Raw genomic sequence first — 17,415 nt, 5'->3', positions numbered from 1 at the left:
AAAAGGAGTGCTCAGACATGAAAAACTTCAAGATGATGGAATCAGCAAATCAACAAATGGAAGCTGTCAATGAGCTTTTAATCCAGTTATTATGGTGTCAATTGCATGCTGTAGGCTGTTTGGATAAAGATTTTGTATGGAAAAAAGGAACATTGTCGTTTTATCCTAAATGGTTAATCGAAAGTATTGCTATGCTTCAAGCCCAAGCTCAATGTTTACCTGTTCCTACGGATCGCTTGATAGATACCAACTTATATAAACAGATGGTAAATACGTATTGGGAAAAATGGGATCAACAACTTTCGAGCTGGTTACAAAATCCTGATCTTCACGCTCAAGTCCAGTTAGTGGATCGGATGTTACGCAGTTTACCATTGATTTTGCAAGGAGAAAAATTAGCAACAGAAATTATGTTTCCTGAATCGTCTATGCATCTGGTAGAAGGCATTTACAAATATCATTCTACTGCGGATTATTTTAATACTGTACTTGCAGAGTCTGTATCTACCTATGTCGAAAAGTGTGCACAAGCAGGTAAAAAAGTCCGCATTTTAGAAATCGGAGCGGGAACAGGCGGAACAAGTGAAGTCGTTTTTGAACATTTGAAAGTATGGGAACGTCATATACAAGAATATGTATACAGTGATATTTCTAAAGCATTTTTGATGCATGCAGAACAAAAGTATGGCCCATCTGTTCCTTATTTGAACTATCAAATTATCGATTTGAAAAAGCCTTTTGCTAGTCAGGACGTTGATCTAGGTGCATATGATCTCATTATTGCTAGCAATGTTCTGCATACGACTAAAAATATTCGTCATACATTACAAACAGTTAAAACAGCATTAAAGAAAAACGGGATGTTAATTGTGAATGAAATCACAGATAAATCACTGATCAATCATCTTACATTTGGTCTGCTTGAAGGCTGGTGGGCTTATGAAGATGAGGCGTTGCGTATCAGCGGCTCACCTGCATTATCCGCAGATTCCTGGAAAAAAATATTAAAACGTGAAGGTTTTCATTCGATTACATATCCTGCTTCAGAAGCGCTTATGTTCAAGCAACAGGTAATTGCTTCTCAAAGCGACGGAATTGTTATTCATGCCAAGCATATAATAACAGAGGTGGATGTACCTGTAACTCCACCAAAACATAATATGACGACACAACAACCTGCAAAAAATGCTGATAGGGTTGTTGCAACCGATCAAGCTATCACTGATCAAGCTATATTGGATTTTGTTAGCGATATTGTTCGTGAAAGTATAGCAGAAGATCTCAAAATAAGTACCGATCGAATTCAAAATAATCGTAGTTTTGCTGAATATGGTGTTGATTCTATTATTGCGGTGCATTTGGTCAATGTAATCAATAAGCGTGGTCAACTATCGCTACAGACTACGGTATTGTTTGACTATAACAATGTGGATTTGTTAGTAGAGCATTTACTAGAAGAATATTCTGCTCATTTCATACAACTGCTACAGGCTACTAAAGATTCGTCTACAAATAATGAACAGGTTTCAACGATTCCGGAGAATATAACAGCTACGAATAGAAATACACCTGTTGAACGTCTGAAAGATAACAATACTGATCATTTTTTATCTGAGAATCTTTCATCTAACAATTCTGTATTTTCTGAAAAGTATACTAAACCTTCTAATGTTTCTGCTGCTACTTTTTATCGAGTTGTACTGCATCGTCCGTCCGATATTCAAGAGTTATCTATTCAAGCACAGGAAGTACCAGCACTTAAAGAAGATGAAGTTCGTATCGCTGTACGCGCGTTTTCTTTAAATTTTGGTGATTTATTAAGTGTAAAAGGGATGTATCCTACTATGCCTCCTTATCCATTTACGCCTGGCTTTGAAGCTTCTGGAATCGTTGTTGAGGTCGGTCATCAAGTTACACATATTCGTGCTGGAGAAGAAGTGGTCTTTTTTGCGAGTGAACATATGGGAGCTCATGCAACAGCTATTACATGTAAAGCCTCTCAAGTATTTGCCAAACCATCTGCACTTTCTTTTGCCGAGGCTTGTTCTTTACCAGTTGTCGCTATGACTGTTATTGCTGCTTTTCGCAAAGTCCAAATCAAGCCCAAGCAGCGGATATTAATTCAGACTGCTACCGGAGGAGTCGGACTTATTGCTATTCAGTTGGCTAAACACTATGGAGCTGAAATCTACGCCACAGCAGGCTCACAACACAAGCTGGACTATTTATTATCGCTCGGTGTAGATCATGTAATCAATTACAGAGAAGTCGATTTTGAACAACAGATTAGACAGCTTACAAATAGTCAAGGTGTAGATATGATTTTGAACACGTTATCAGGAGATGCTTTGCAAAAAGGATTAAATAGTCTAGCTTCCAATGGAAGTTATATCGAAATTGCTATGACTGCTCTGAAAAGTGCCAAAGCGATCGATCTTTCTCAGATGGGATCGAATCAATCTTTTTATAGCCTTGACTTGAGAAAATTAAGCTTGGAACAACCTGAACAATTAGCAGATTATTATTATGACATGTTAGATTGGGTTGAAAAAGGAGTAATAGTTCCTCATATCGGTCAACAATTCACATTTGATCAATTACAAGAAGCTTATCGGAATATCGAAAATCGCGAGAATATCGGAAAAATCGTTGTGACCATTCCAGAAGAATGGCAATACCAAGCGTCAGCACAGCCTCAACCTATTCCAGCTTCCAATCTGAATATCCATGCGCGTGAACCGATAGCGATCATAGGGATCAGCGGACGTTTTGCAGGTTCCAATACGCCTGATGAATTATGGGAGCATTTACGACAAGGAACCGATCTGATTCAAGATGTATCTCGTTGGGATCTATCTCAATATTATGATGCAGAGAAAGAATATTGTGATCAAGGTAGCTTTTTGGATGATATCAGCACATTTGATCCGTTATTTTTTAATATTTCAGGACAAGAAGCTATCTATATGGACCCGCAACAACGTATTTTTTTAGAAGAATCATGGAAAGCCTTAGAAGATTCAGGGTATGCAGGTCATTTGATTAAAGGGCAAAAATGTGGTGTGTATGTCGGTTGTACGAGCAGTGATTATCAGACATTGGTCGGTGAGAATCCACCACCACAATCATTTTGGGGCAAAGCAGGGTCTATTATTCCTGCACGTATTGCTTATTATTTGGATTTGCAAGGGCCTGCTATTGCTGTAGATACCGCTTGCTCCAGCTCATTGGTTGCGATTCATTTGGCTTGTCAGGCACTATGGGCACAGGAAATTAATATGGCATTAGCAGGTGGTGTGTTTCTTCAATCTACACCTCAATTTTATCTTGATTCTAATCGTGCAGGTATGCTATCTCTACAAGGAAAATGTCATACGTTTGATGAGCGAGCAGACGGATTTGTTCCCGGAGAAGGCGCAGGAACCATAGTGTTAAAACGTTTGCAAGAAGCGATAGATGATGGAGATCATATCTATGGTGTTATACGGGGAAGCGGAATCAATCAAGATGGTACAACCAATGGAATTACAGCACCAAGTGCCAAATCTCAGACTAGATTAGAACAACAAGTATATGATGATTTCAATATCAATCCAGCTCATATTCAAATGGTAGAAGCGCATGGTACTGGAACCAAATTAGGCGATCCGATCGAATATCAAGCATTAACCAAAGCTTTTAGTGCCTATACAAACGAACAACAATATTGCGCGATAGGTTCAATCAAAACAAATATCGGACATTTGGCGACAGCAGCAGGAATTGCCGGTATTCTTAAAATAGTGCTATCCCTACAAAATAAACAAATTCCGGCTTCGCTACATTTGGAACAGGGCAATCCCGGTATATCGTTTGAAGATAGTCCTTTTTATGTGAATACCACTACCAAAGATTGGGAAGTTCCAAGCGGTCAAGTACGACGTGCAGCGATTAGTTCATTTGGATTTAGTGGAACGAATGCTCATATGGTGATAGAAGAAGCGCCAAAGGCTGAGCAAACCTCTTATGTATCCAAAGCTGGATATTTGATCGTGTTATCTGCGCGTACAGATTCACAATTACGCCAACAAGCACAACAATTACTGGTTTGGAATATAAATCATACAGCAGATTGTGCTGCAATCAGTTACACGCTGTTGAGTGGTAGACAGCATTTGAACCACCGACTGGCTTGTATAGTACACAATCAGCAAGAATTAACTACGTATCTACAGCAATGGTTAGATCAAGGTGTATCTCCTGGCGTAACTGTAGGTCAAGTGAATCGAAGCGAACAACGTGAACAATTATCATTCAAAAAGTATGCAGAAGACTGTATTCAAAAATGTCAGCAAGCCAAACAAGATAGTTCTTATCTAGAATATCTATCCGCAGTAAAAGAAGTGTTTATTCAAGGATATGAAGGGGATTTTGGCAATATATTTGTAAAAGAAGAACAAAAACGAATCCCGCTCCCAACGTATCCGTTTGCCAAAAATCAATATTGGGTTCCGGCTATCCCTGTACAACAAGCAGGAATTGCTTCTTCTCAAGTAATGGCTATTGAATCTATTCATCCATTGTTGCACAAAAATACATCAGACTTGCAACAGCAAAAATATAGTTCTGTGTTTACCGGCAACGAGTTCTTTTTCCGGGATCATATTGTGCAAGGTGATAAAGTATTACCCGGTGTTGCCCATCTGGAATGGATACGAGTAGCTGTTACCGAAGCGATAGGTGGCATTGCTGATCATCAAATGATTCAACTTAAAAATATCGTATGGACAAGTCCTTTGCGTCTGGAAGTTAATCCATTTACAGTTCATATTGATCTATATGTAGAATCCAATAACGAATTGTCATTTGAGATTTATCGATATTCGACAGAACATACAGAGCGCCTTGTATACAGTCAAGGATCAGCATCTGTTATAGAGAATACACAGCCAGTCGCCATCGATATTGTAAATCTGCAACATCAATATTCAATCAGTCCTATCAGCGCTAATCAATTTTATGAGCAATCACAGAAAAATGGCATAGCCTTAGGAGAAAGCTTAAAAGGAATAGAAGTGGTCTATACCCGAGCGACAAATGATCATGAAGTACTAGCACGTCTCACAATGCCTGTCGGTCAGTTACCTGATCGAGAATTATATCAATTGCATCCTAGTATGATGGATTCAGCTCTACAGGTAGCCATAGGATATACGATAGGAACTGTAAGCAACCCGTTATATCAAGGAAAATCGACACTTCCATTTACATTACAGCAGTTGGAAATATTTCAGCCTTGTCTTCCAGAAATGTGGGTACATGCAAGATATAGTGCTGGAAGTACAGCCAATGATAAAGTTCATAAGTTGGATATTGATCTTTGCGATGATCAAGGTAATATCTGCGTTCGTTTTCGTGGATTTACTGCTAGAACATTAGAACATACAGTCACAGTATCTTCAGATCATTATGATTCTGTACTATTAACGCCAACTTGGACAGAATATCCATTAGGAGTAGATGCACAACATTCTGTTGAGCCTAATAAAAATATTCATCATATCGTGGTATTGTCACCAAATTTTGCTTCTAGCTATGAGGATATTCGTACAAACATGCCACATGTTCACTGTATTCTTTTACAAGAAGAAATCTCTTATCTTATAGAAGAAGAACAAAATGCTCATGTATTCACAAGTTGTACCGTACAATTAATTAATCTGTTAAAACAAACGATGTCTACTTCTTCTGAAAAGATCATGCTTCAACTAATTGTGCCTGATCAAGGAAAATATCAGGTATTACTTGGATTAACAGCAATATTGCAGACGGCTCAACAAGAATACAGTAAATTGCAAGCACAATGTATTCAAGTCAATCTGTACGAAACAGCTATCCATATGATCAACAAAATCAAAGAAAATCAGCATGAGTCGGTTGAGATTGTCCGTTATGATAATCAGATTCGTTATATACGAGATTGGAAGAAGTGGGAGTCTACATTATCTACATCTTTACAGCTTCCATGGAAAGATCAAGGTCATTATTTGATTACAGGAGGCCTTGGAGGTCTTGGATTTATTTTTGCACAGGAGATTATTCAACAAACGCATCAAGCGACGATTATTATTGTAGGGCGCTCACCACTGGATCATGTGATGCAAGAAAAGTTAGATCAATTAAAAGACCATCAAGCTCAAATTCACTATATTGTAGCAGATATTACTATAGCAGAAGATGTGAATACGATGATGTATCAGATTCGTTCGATCTGCGGAGAACTTCATGGCATTATTCATAGTGCAGGTGTACATCGTGATCATTATATTCAGCACAAAATGAATGAAGAAATCGAAGAAGTGCTGGCTCCTAAAGTCAAAGGAACATTATTACTGGATCAAGTCAGCGCAGAGATGCCACTTGATTTTTTTGTGCTGTTCTCTTCTTTGGCTTCAGTGATAGGCAATACAGGTCAAGCCGATTATGCCGCCGCCAATGCTTTTATAGATATTTTCGCTTCTGAACGCAATCGCAAAGTAAATCATCAACAGCGTTCAGGTCAAACATTATCGCTTAATTTTCCGCTTTGGGAAGATGGAGGGATGCAGTTAAATGCGGTCGAGCGTACACGAGTTCAACAACAGCTAGGTATCATCCCTATGGATACAGCTACAGGCATACAGTTATTTTATAAAGCAATTCAAAGTAAGCAAGATCAGGTTGTAGTCATGCATGGGGATATCAACAAACTGCAATCACTTTTACAGCCTGTTACATCAAAAAGGTTAACAGCACAGGATACAGCTACTATTCTGCATAATGAACAAAAACAATCTACATTAGACCTATCTATCGATACACAAACTGTTAGTAACCAGACGACATTGATCGAGAAAATGCAGTCTGCTTTGATTCAAATCGTTTCTCAGATGCTGAAAGTAAGTCCGAAAGATATCTATGCTGATGTAGAGTTAAATGAATATGGATTTGATTCGATCTCATTTACAGACTTCTCTAATCAGCTAAATGATAACTATCAATTGGACTTAACGCCAACAGTGTTTTTTGAATATTCTACTATTCATACGTTAGCTCAACATTTGATAACGACTTATTCAGCACAACTAACATCTATATTAATTCCACATGTTCAAAAGAAAACGTCTGTTGCTTCGGATTCAATAAAAGTAGTAGATACCGGACTGAAACAAACAGTGAAATCGACAAAAAGTCATGTCATTTCTGAAACACGCTCGCGCTTCCAGAAGCCAGCAGAACCAGAGCCATCGTATCAACCTAATTCTTCTACAGATCAAAGTCCAGACCCTGTAGCTATTATAGGGATGAGCGGTAAATTTCCGATGGCAGACGATATTCATGAACTCTGGGAAAATTTAAAAGAAGGTAAAGATTGTATTTCTGAGATTCCTGCGGATCGTTGGGATTGGAAAGCTTATTATGGTGATCCTTATCAAGAAAAAAACAAAACGAATATTAAATGGGGAAGCTTTATCGATGGAGTAGCTGATTTTGATCCGATGTTTTTTGGCATTTCTCCTCGTGAAGCTGAATTGATGGACCCGCAACAACGTCTGATGATGATGTATATTTGGAAAGCGATAGAAGATGCAGGTTATGCCCCTTCTAGTCTGTCAGGTAGCAAGATGGGTATTTTCGTAGGTACTGCTAATAGTGGATATGGTCATCTTCTGTCTCAAGCAAATACCGAGATTGAAGGATATTCATCGACAGGTAGCGTGTCATCTGTAGGGCCGAATCGAATGAGCTTTTTCCTAAATGTAAATGGCCCGAGTGAACCTATCGAAACAGCATGTTCCAGCTCTCTTGTAGCTCTGCATCGAGCTGTACAAGCGATTCATCATGGAGATTGCGATACAGCGATAGTAGGTGGAGTGAATACGATTCTTGATCCTGATTATCATATTAGCTTTAACAAAGCAGGGATGCTCAGTCAGGATGGTCGTTGCAAAACATTTTCTGATCAAGTAAATGGTTATGTTCGCGGAGAAGGCGTAGGCATGATTTTTATCAAACGCTTAAAAGATGCCGAGCAAGCAGGCGATCATATCTATGGATTGATTCGTGGTACAAATGAAAATCATGGCGGCAGAGCTACCTCATTGACTGCACCTAATCCAAGAGCTCAAGCCGATTTGATCAAATCGGTCTATAGTCGTGCTCATATTGATCCGGCAACAATCAGTTATATTGAAGCTCATGGTACAGGTACTCCACTAGGTGATCCGATTGAGATCAATGGGTTGAAAATGGCATTTAATGAATTAGGTTATGACGTTGATTCTCATACAGCAACATGCGGATTGGGCTCTATCAAAACCAATATTGGACATTTGGAATTAGCAGCCGGTATTGCAGGAATCATTAAAGTGTTATTACAAATGAAACATAAAACACTTGTGAAAACAGTCCATTTTGAACAACTGAATCCATATATCCAATTAGATCAGAGTCCATTTTACGTTGTCGATTCTAATCGACCTTGGACACCGTTACAAGACCAAGCAGGCAATATATTGCCTCGTAGAGCAGGAGTCAGCTCATTTGGATTTGGCGGTGTGAATACGCATGTATTAGTGGAAGAGTATATAGCGTCTTCTACCGATCAAGCTAAATCTATACAGCCAGAACCGGTATGTATTGTATTATCTGCACGAAATCAACAACGTTTACAAGAACAAGCCAAGCAGTTAAGAACAGCGATGCAATCGAATCGATATACGGATCATGAGTTAGAGCGCATTGCATACACATTACAAGTCGGTAGAGAGCCGATGGAAGAAAGATTAGCAATGCGTGTGTCTTCGATCGATGAACTTGTGACTCAATTAAATCACTATATTGAACAAGATGAGTCTGTATGGAACGAAAATATATATACTGGACAAGTGAAGCGGGATCAAGAAGTGCTTGAATTTTTGACAGCAGATGAAGATATGCAAGAAACGGTACAACGTTGGTTAGAAAAAGGAAAATATCACAAGTTATTAAAACTATGGGTGAAAGGAATGGATATTGATTGGTCGACTTTGTATATCCATCGATCATTACAGCGAATCAGTTTGCCGACGTATGCTTTTGAAGCTAAACGGTACTGGATTCCTAACCAATCAACTATAGACTCTAATCTATATGCTATATCCAGTTCAGCCCATATCATCCATCCATTACTGCATCATAATACATCTACACTGGCTCAGCAGAGATTCACATCTACATTTACAGGAGACGAATTTTTCCTGAAAGATCATGTGATTAAAGGTCAGAAGATATTACCGGGTGTTGCTTATTTGGAAATGGTACGTGCTTCAGTGGTACAAGCGATGGAACTTCACAAGCAAGACCACTCAATGATCGTATTTGACAATGTCACCTGGGTACGTCCGATAGCTGTCGATAAGCAACCTGTCCAGATTCATATTCAGCTTATCCCGCAAGAGAATCAGTCACTGAATTATGAAGTCTATAGTCAGCAAGATGATGCACTCACTACCCATTATAATCAAGGAACAGTAACAGTTGTTCCAACTGAAAATGAACGCAAAGCAATCGATATCGCTTCTCTTATTCAAAAGTGTGATCAACAGATGATTACAGGAGAAGAATGTTATACGTCTTTTAGACAAGTGGGACTAGATTATGGACCTGCCCAACAGGCAATACAACAAATCTATATCGGGCATCAGCAAGCAATCGCTCACTTATTATTGCCATCAACAGTATCACATACAGCACAACAATATATATTACATCCAAGTATGATGGATGCGGCTATTCAAGCTTGTATAGGACTGCCTTCACTAGGGTATGAATCAGTAACTCCATTTGGATTGGATCAAATGAAAATATACCAACCTTGCACATCTACGATGTGGGTCTGGGTACGTTATCAAGATACGGTAGAACATCAGGACTCTTTGGACAAAGTCGATATCGATATCTACAACGAACAAGGAGAACTCTGTATTGAGATTAAAGGTCTGAATATTATCCATTCGAGCCATAATCAAGGCAAATTACAGCATAACGATATCGTTCCACCTGTCGGTGCATTGATGCAGTATCCGGTCTGGGATAGTGTTATGCCTGAATTTACAACATCTCATATCGAACCTTCAACGCATATTCTGTGCATAGGAGAGACTCCAGCATTGTGGTTGAATCTGATTCAGGATTATCCACATGTACGATATGCACAATTAGCGATAGATGCCAGTATAGAGCAGATTTTTGCGCTGTTAGAAAAAGAACCTGTAATCGATCACATTGTGTGGTCTGTATCGAATAATACTTCCCTTGATCTTTTACATGTGCCTGTACAGCAACCTGCTAAAGGAATATTACAAGTGTTCCGCATATTGAAATCATTATTGCAGTTAGGATATGCAGAAAAAGAGCTGACATGGACTATTGTTACTGTACAGACACAAGCCCTATCTTTAGAAGAAAAGGTATATGCGGAACATGCAGGTATCGCTGGTCTGGTGGGTTCTATGGCCAAAGAATATTCTAACTGGAATATTCATCATGTGGATATGGAAGAGGGCATGGATGTAGTTGCCAATGAGTTATTGACTTTACCTGTTGATCTGGAAGGCAATACATGGATGTATCGTGAGCAACTGTGGTATCGTCAACAGCTAATGGTCGTGGATGCCAACGAAGAATCATCCACTTCTTTTCAGCAGTATGGAGTCTATGTAGTGATTGGTGGAGCAGGCGGAATAGGTGAAGTATGGAGTCAATATATGATTCAGACCTACGATGCAAGAATCGTCTGGATAGGTAGACGATCACTAGATTCACAAATTCAAAATAAAATCGATCGCTTAGGTCAGTACGGGGTAGCACCTCTTTATATAACTGCCGATGCATCTGATCTACAAAGTCTAACAGCAGCTTATCAGATGATAAAACAATCGTATTCATCGATTAATGGGGTTATTCATTCGGCAGTAGGAACGATGGATGCCAGTCTCAATCATATGCAAGAAGATCATTTTCAAGCTGGTTTATCTGCCAAAATCGATATCAGTCTTGCGATGATGCAAGTTTTTGCACAAGAACCGTTAGACATTGTATTGTTCTTTTCTTCGATGAGTTCATTTAGCAAGCCAATCGGTCAGAGTAGTTATGCAGCAGGTTGTACTTTTACAGATACATTTGCATATGAGATGAGAAAACAATTTGAATTTCCGATCAAAGTGATAAGTTGGGGATACTGGGGTGATATCGGAATTGCTGCAAAAGTACCTTCAGCTTTCAAACAACGGTTGATCCAATCAGGCGTAGGGTTTATAGAACCTGCTGAAGCTATGCAAGCTATAGAATATCTAGTTGGTCACGCTATCGATCAGATGGCTTTTATCCATACGACTCAACCTGACGCAGTGCTCAATACACATGTAGTCGAGAAATTATGGATAGCACCGGAAGTAGAAGGTATAGATATAGAGTCATTACAACACGCTCCTATCGATCATTCTAAAGTGAAACCTTTGATTCAAAAGATGCAAATATTTGATCAAGAATTAGAAACGTTGTTAGCCCATCTATTGCATTATCAGTTACAACAGGCACAGTGCTTAGAGCATAATCATCATATTATTCCACTCTATGAACGCTGGTTAGAGAGCAGTCGATCAATATTGAAACAAAAAAATATAGAGAATTTATATGGATCAACAGCACAGATGTGGGATCAATGGGAGCAGAGAAAAGAAGTCTGGAGTCAGCATCCTGATCTACAAGCACAAGTCGTATTAGTAGATACTATGTTGAAGCATCTTCCAGATATTATTCAGGGTAACGTGCTAGCTACTGATATTATGTTCCCGGATGCATCTATGTCTTTGCTTGAGAATTTGTATAAGAACAATGCGGTAGCTGATTATTTCAATGAAAAGCTAGCTGATACGATTGTGTCTTATATTCAAGCAAGATTGCAACGAGATCCATCTGCATCGATTCGTATCTTGGAAGCAGGAGCAGGTACCGGCGGAACAAGTGCTATCGTATTGCAAAAATTAAAGCCTTATACAGATGCTATTGCAGAATATGCATATACTGATCTGTCGAAGGCTTTTTTGAATCGAGCAGAAAAGCTATTTGGTCAACAGTATTCGTATCTTACCTATTCATTATTCAATGTTGAAAAGCCGGTACAAGAACAATCATTAGCAATAGGTAGCTATGATATTGTGATTGCTGCAAATGTACTACATGCTACACAAAATATTAAGCAGACATCAAAGCATATCCATTCTCTTTTAAAACATAATGGATTGTTATTGTTGAATGAATTGAATCGTAGCACGTTGTTTAGCCATCTTACTTTTGGATTGTTAGAAGGTTGGTGGATGTATGAAGATGCTTCGATACGTATTCCGGGATCGCCTATATTGGATGAACATCATTGGCGTAGCATACTTGAATACACAGGCTTTCATACCGTTACGTTCCCTGCACAATCTGCTGAACAGTTAGGGCAACAAATTGTGGTGGCGGCAAGTCATGGATTGGTTCGATTACCACGTTCTCAATCGAGTGATCTTACACATGCCAACAAAACTAATAAGGTAGTAGAACCAGTACAGACAATAGATGCTATATCTGTAGTTAAAAATAACTATGATCTACAGGAACAAACTTCAGAAAAAATTCAGACAAGTTCTGATCTAGCTGTACCCGAACCGATTACCGAAGAAATGCTGTTACAACACAGTAAGCCTTATTTTCAGCAATTAATCGGAGATCTAGTCAAGCTACCTTATGAACAGATTGATATCTCAGAACCGCTAGAGAAATACGGGATTGATTCTATATTAATCGTACAGTTAACAAATAAGCTACGCAAACACTTTGATCCGATTAGCAGCACTTTGTTTTTTGAACATCAGTCGTTACTAGCTCTTATACAGTATTTTATAAAAGAGCATCAGCAACAACTTATTGAATTGTTGGAGATTAAGCCGTCTGTATCAACAACAGCATCTTCAACTTCATCAATACCTAATAATCACTCTCAAGTGATCCAAGATAAACAATATCGTCCATTAAAAATGCCTGTACAAGAAGTAAAAGTACCAGAATCAATAGAAACAGAACCAACAGTATTGGAATCAATAGCAGCACCTATCACTCAATCAGCGGTTTCAGTTCAACCAACTTCATCGGCATCGCAACAAGAGCCTATAGCGATTATTGGTATGAGTGGACGTTATCCGCAAGCCGATAATTTGGAACAATACTGGTATAACCTTGAACATGGAATAGATTGTATTAGCGAAATACCGGAAGAACGCTGGTCTATCGAAGGATTTTATAATGCTGATCGTAAAAATGCAGCAGCTCAAGGACAAAGTTATAGCAAATGGGGCGGATTTATCAATGGATTTGCTGATTTTGATCCTTTGTTTTTTAAGCTATCGCCACGAGAAGCAATCAATATGGATCCACAGGAACGTATATTTTTACAATCGGTATGGGAATCGTTAGAAGATGCCGGACATACCCGACAAAAGCTAGCAGAACATTATAACAGCCGAGTCGGTGTATTTGCCGGGATTACCAAAACAGGTTACAACTTGTATGGGCCAGAGCTGTGGAAGCAAGGAAGTGACTTGTTTCCAATAACTTCATTTAGTTCGGTAGCGAATCGGGTGTCTTACTTACTGGATTTGCATGGGCCTAGTAAGCCTGTCGATACGATGTGTTCTTCTTCGTTAACAGCGATTCATGAGGCATGCGAAAGTATACGTAGTGGAGCATGTGACTTAGCGATTGCTGGAGGAGTCAATCTATATTTACATCCGTCTAATTATATTGGTCTATGTGCTCAACAGATGCTAGCAGCAGATCATAAATGTAAAAGCTTTGCAGAGCAAGCAGATGGATTCGTACCGGGGGAAGGGGTAGGTGTATTACTACTCAAACCACTTTCAAAAGCGATCACAGATGGAGATGCTATTCATGCTATTATTCGCGGAACAGGTATTAATCATGGTGGCAAAACCAATGGATATATGGTTCCTAACCCGACAGCTCAGGCAAATCTGATTCGCGATACGATGGATCAAGCAGGTATTCGTGCAGAGGAAATCAGTTATATTGAAGCTCATGGTACAGGTACATCGTTAGGTGATCCTATTGAAGTATCTGGCTTAACCAAAGCATTCCGTATAGACACTCAAAAACAACAATATTGTGCGATTGGTTCGGTCAAAAGTAATATGGGACATCTTGAATCAGCAGCAGGTATCGCAGGAGTCACCAAAATTATTTTGCAAATGAAGCATCAAAAAATTGTGCCTACATTACATGCTCATACACTTAATCCAGAGATTCCTTTTGAGCAGACTCCTTTTGTGGTTCAGCAACAGTTGTCAGATTGGAAAAGACCGCATATTCATATTGAAGGTCAATTCAAAGAAGTTCCACGTATTGCTGGAATTTCTTCTTTTGGTGCCGGCGGCTCTAATGCGCATGTTATTTTAGAAGAATATATAGCGCAAGAGGTTGAACAACAATCACAGTCTGAACCTATTGATCTTCAGCCAACAATGATTATATTGTCTGCCCGTCAACCAGAGCAATTGATCGAACGTGCTCGTCAATTACTTTCTTTTGTCGAAAATAGCGTATCATCAGCGCATTCATTAGCAGATATTGCTTACACTTTGCAAGTGGGTAGAGAAGCGATGGAAGAGCGCGTTGCCTGGATTGTACAATCGATAACGGATATGAAAGAAAAATTATTATCTTTTATTCAACAATCGGAACCGTCTAGTCCAGATTATTACAAAGGAACAGTAAAACGGTTATTTGATATTACATCTATTTTTAATTCGGAAAAGCAGATGCAACAGGCTATCAATGATTATTATGTACAAACCAAATACGATGTTCTGCTAGAACTATGGATACAAGGTGCACCGATTGAATGGAGCAAGTTAGATCGCTCTGTTGCAAGCAATATAATTCATTTGCCTGTATATCCTTTTGCCAAAGAAAAATATTGGGTAGCATCTGTACAGACCAATTCATCGATAACCAATCAAGAGGTGCAGTCAAATGAAGTGAAAGTAATGCATCATGCTGTTCTACATCCGTTGGTACATCGTAATACTTCTCAATTGTCCGAGCAACGCTTTACGTCTGTTTTTAGTGGTCAGGAGTTCTTCTTTGCAGATCATGTAGTAAATAAAGCTAACATTTTGCCAGGCGTTGCTTATGTGGAAATGGTTCGTGAAGCGATAGCACAATCGACAAGTGCATCGTTCAATCACTATATATGGTCGTTAGAAAATATAATTTGGGCAACTCCAATTCGTATAGAAGACACAGAATTAGCGGTACATGTTGCATTGTATGCAGAAGATGAAAATCATATTCAATATGAAGTGTATACAGAACAAGACAATCATCACACCACGACAAGAACTGTCCATAGTCAAGGTAGAGCTGTCAAATCATCTTTAACAGAAATACCTGTAATCAATCTATCTAACATTCAACAATCTATAACAAAAGAGATTATACCGTCTACATGTTACAAGCAGTTTGAACAGATGGGCTTGTATTATGGAGAGCGATTGCAAAGTATTACTTCTTTACAATTAGGTGCAAAAGAAGTGCTGGCTAAGTTAGATCTACCTGCAACACTGGGAGATTCTTTTTCTTCCTATATTCTTCATCCGAGTATGATGGATGGGGCGTTGCAAGCTTCTATTGGTCTGATCTTTAGTTCTGATACGTCAGCAGATAATCTCAATGCTCCACTATTACCATTTGCATTAGAACAGATTCGGATATTTAGTGCATGTTCGGCATCGATGTGGTCTTATATTCGTTATAGCGAAGGAAGTGATCCGATGGATAAAGTACAGAAATTAGATATTGATATTTGCCATGAAAATGGTGAAGTATGTGCAAGTCTCAAAGGATTTACGAGCAAACGTTTAGAATCGCCACCAGCATCATTGTATCCTAAAGAAACGGTGATGTTAGTACCGGAATGGTTGGAACAAGATACCGTAACAGTACCTGAAATTTCATTTCATCAGCATATCATTATGATCTGTAGTCCTTCTACACAGATTGCTGAACAGGTTCAACAAGAACTTCCTGAAGCAGTATGTATACAGCTTAACTGTGATAAACATCTACCATTAGAACAGCGATTTGGAAAAACAGCTTTAGAAGCATTTACTCAAGTGCAACAATTACTACAGTCTAAGCCGGAAGGTTCTATTTTGGTTCAAATGGTGGTAGTGAATGATCAGGACTATCAATTGTATACTGCGCTCTCAGCTATGTTAAAAACAGCAGAATTAGAAAAGCCGAATTTGATCGTACAAATGATTGAATTAGATGCTTTTGCTGCTGCTTTTCATCCAGTAGATAAATTATGTGAATGTAGAGATAGTGCAGGAGATACGCATATTTCTTATCATGATCATCAAAGATATATTTCGACATGGCAAGAGTTTGTACCTCATGCGACTTCTGCAAAACAGGCATGGAAAGATAAACATGTCTACTTAATTACAGGAGGAATGGGAGGAATCGGTTATCTGATTGCGCAAGATATAGCACAAACAGTGACAGAGCCGATTTTGATCATGACAGGACGTTCGATATTAGATGAAGATACTCGGATTAAATTAAATACATTGCAAGAGTATGGAGCTCAAGCTTTTTATTATGTATCTGATATTGCTAATCCAGAAGACGTATCTACATTGATGGAAAATATTCAAATGAAATTTGGTCAATTAAATGGAATTATACACAGTGCAGGCGTGTTAAAAGACAGCTTTATGATTAGAAAAACACCAGCAGAATGGAACCATGTATTAGCCGCGAAAGTAAATGGAACTCTATATTTAGATCAATATAGTCAATCATTTGAGCTAGATTTCTTTGTTCTTTTTTCCTCTCTGGCAGGCGTACTCGGTAATATAGGTCAGAGCGATTATGCAACAGCAAATGCTTTTATGGATCAGTATGCTCACTATCGGAATAAGTTAGTAGATACCGCTAAGCGAACAGGTCATACATTATCTATAAATTGGCCTCTTTGGGAAAATGGGGGGATGCAGATGGATACACAAAGTACTTCTGCGATGAAGCAAATTTCGGGAATGCTTCCTATCGATTATTCCACTGCTATCCATGCCCTACATCAAGCGTTAGCACATAAACAATCGCAAATGGTAGTTATGTATGGCAATGGTGCTCAAATTCGCAGTTTTATGGATGTGGATAAAGGAAGAGCGCTAGATATACAAGATCAATATTTTTTAGACATGTTTGATCATATTCAAAGCGGGCAGTATTCGCTAGAGCAATTAGTAGAACAGCATAATCAGACCAAGCCATTTTAAAAACAATAAC

At 38.8% G+C, this 17,415-nt stretch carries 1 protein-coding gene; it reads left to right on the top strand.

Annotated features, from left to right (window positions below; all coding sequences use genetic code 11):
* The first annotated feature begins 17 nt into the window (after positions 1–17).
* Entirely contained in the window at positions 18–17,405 is a 17,388-nt protein-coding gene (locus ACFSGI_RS11045) for an SDR family NAD(P)-dependent oxidoreductase (RefSeq protein ID WP_379283193.1), read from the top strand.
* Positions 17,406–17,415 lie beyond the last annotated feature (10 nt).

The organism is Paenibacillus nicotianae (assembly GCF_042681745.1).
GTDB lineage: Bacteria > Bacillota > Bacilli > Paenibacillales > Paenibacillaceae > Saccharibacillus > Saccharibacillus nicotianae.
The sequence above is the reverse complement of the archived record's forward strand: the minus strand, read 5'-3'. Positions and strand labels throughout refer to the sequence as shown.

Excerpts from the sequence above, each read along its gene's own strand:
- ACFSGI_RS11045 (WP_379283193.1), top strand. The coding sequence starts at position 18 with ATGAAAAACTTCAAGATGATGGAATCAGCAAATCAACAAATGGAAGCT.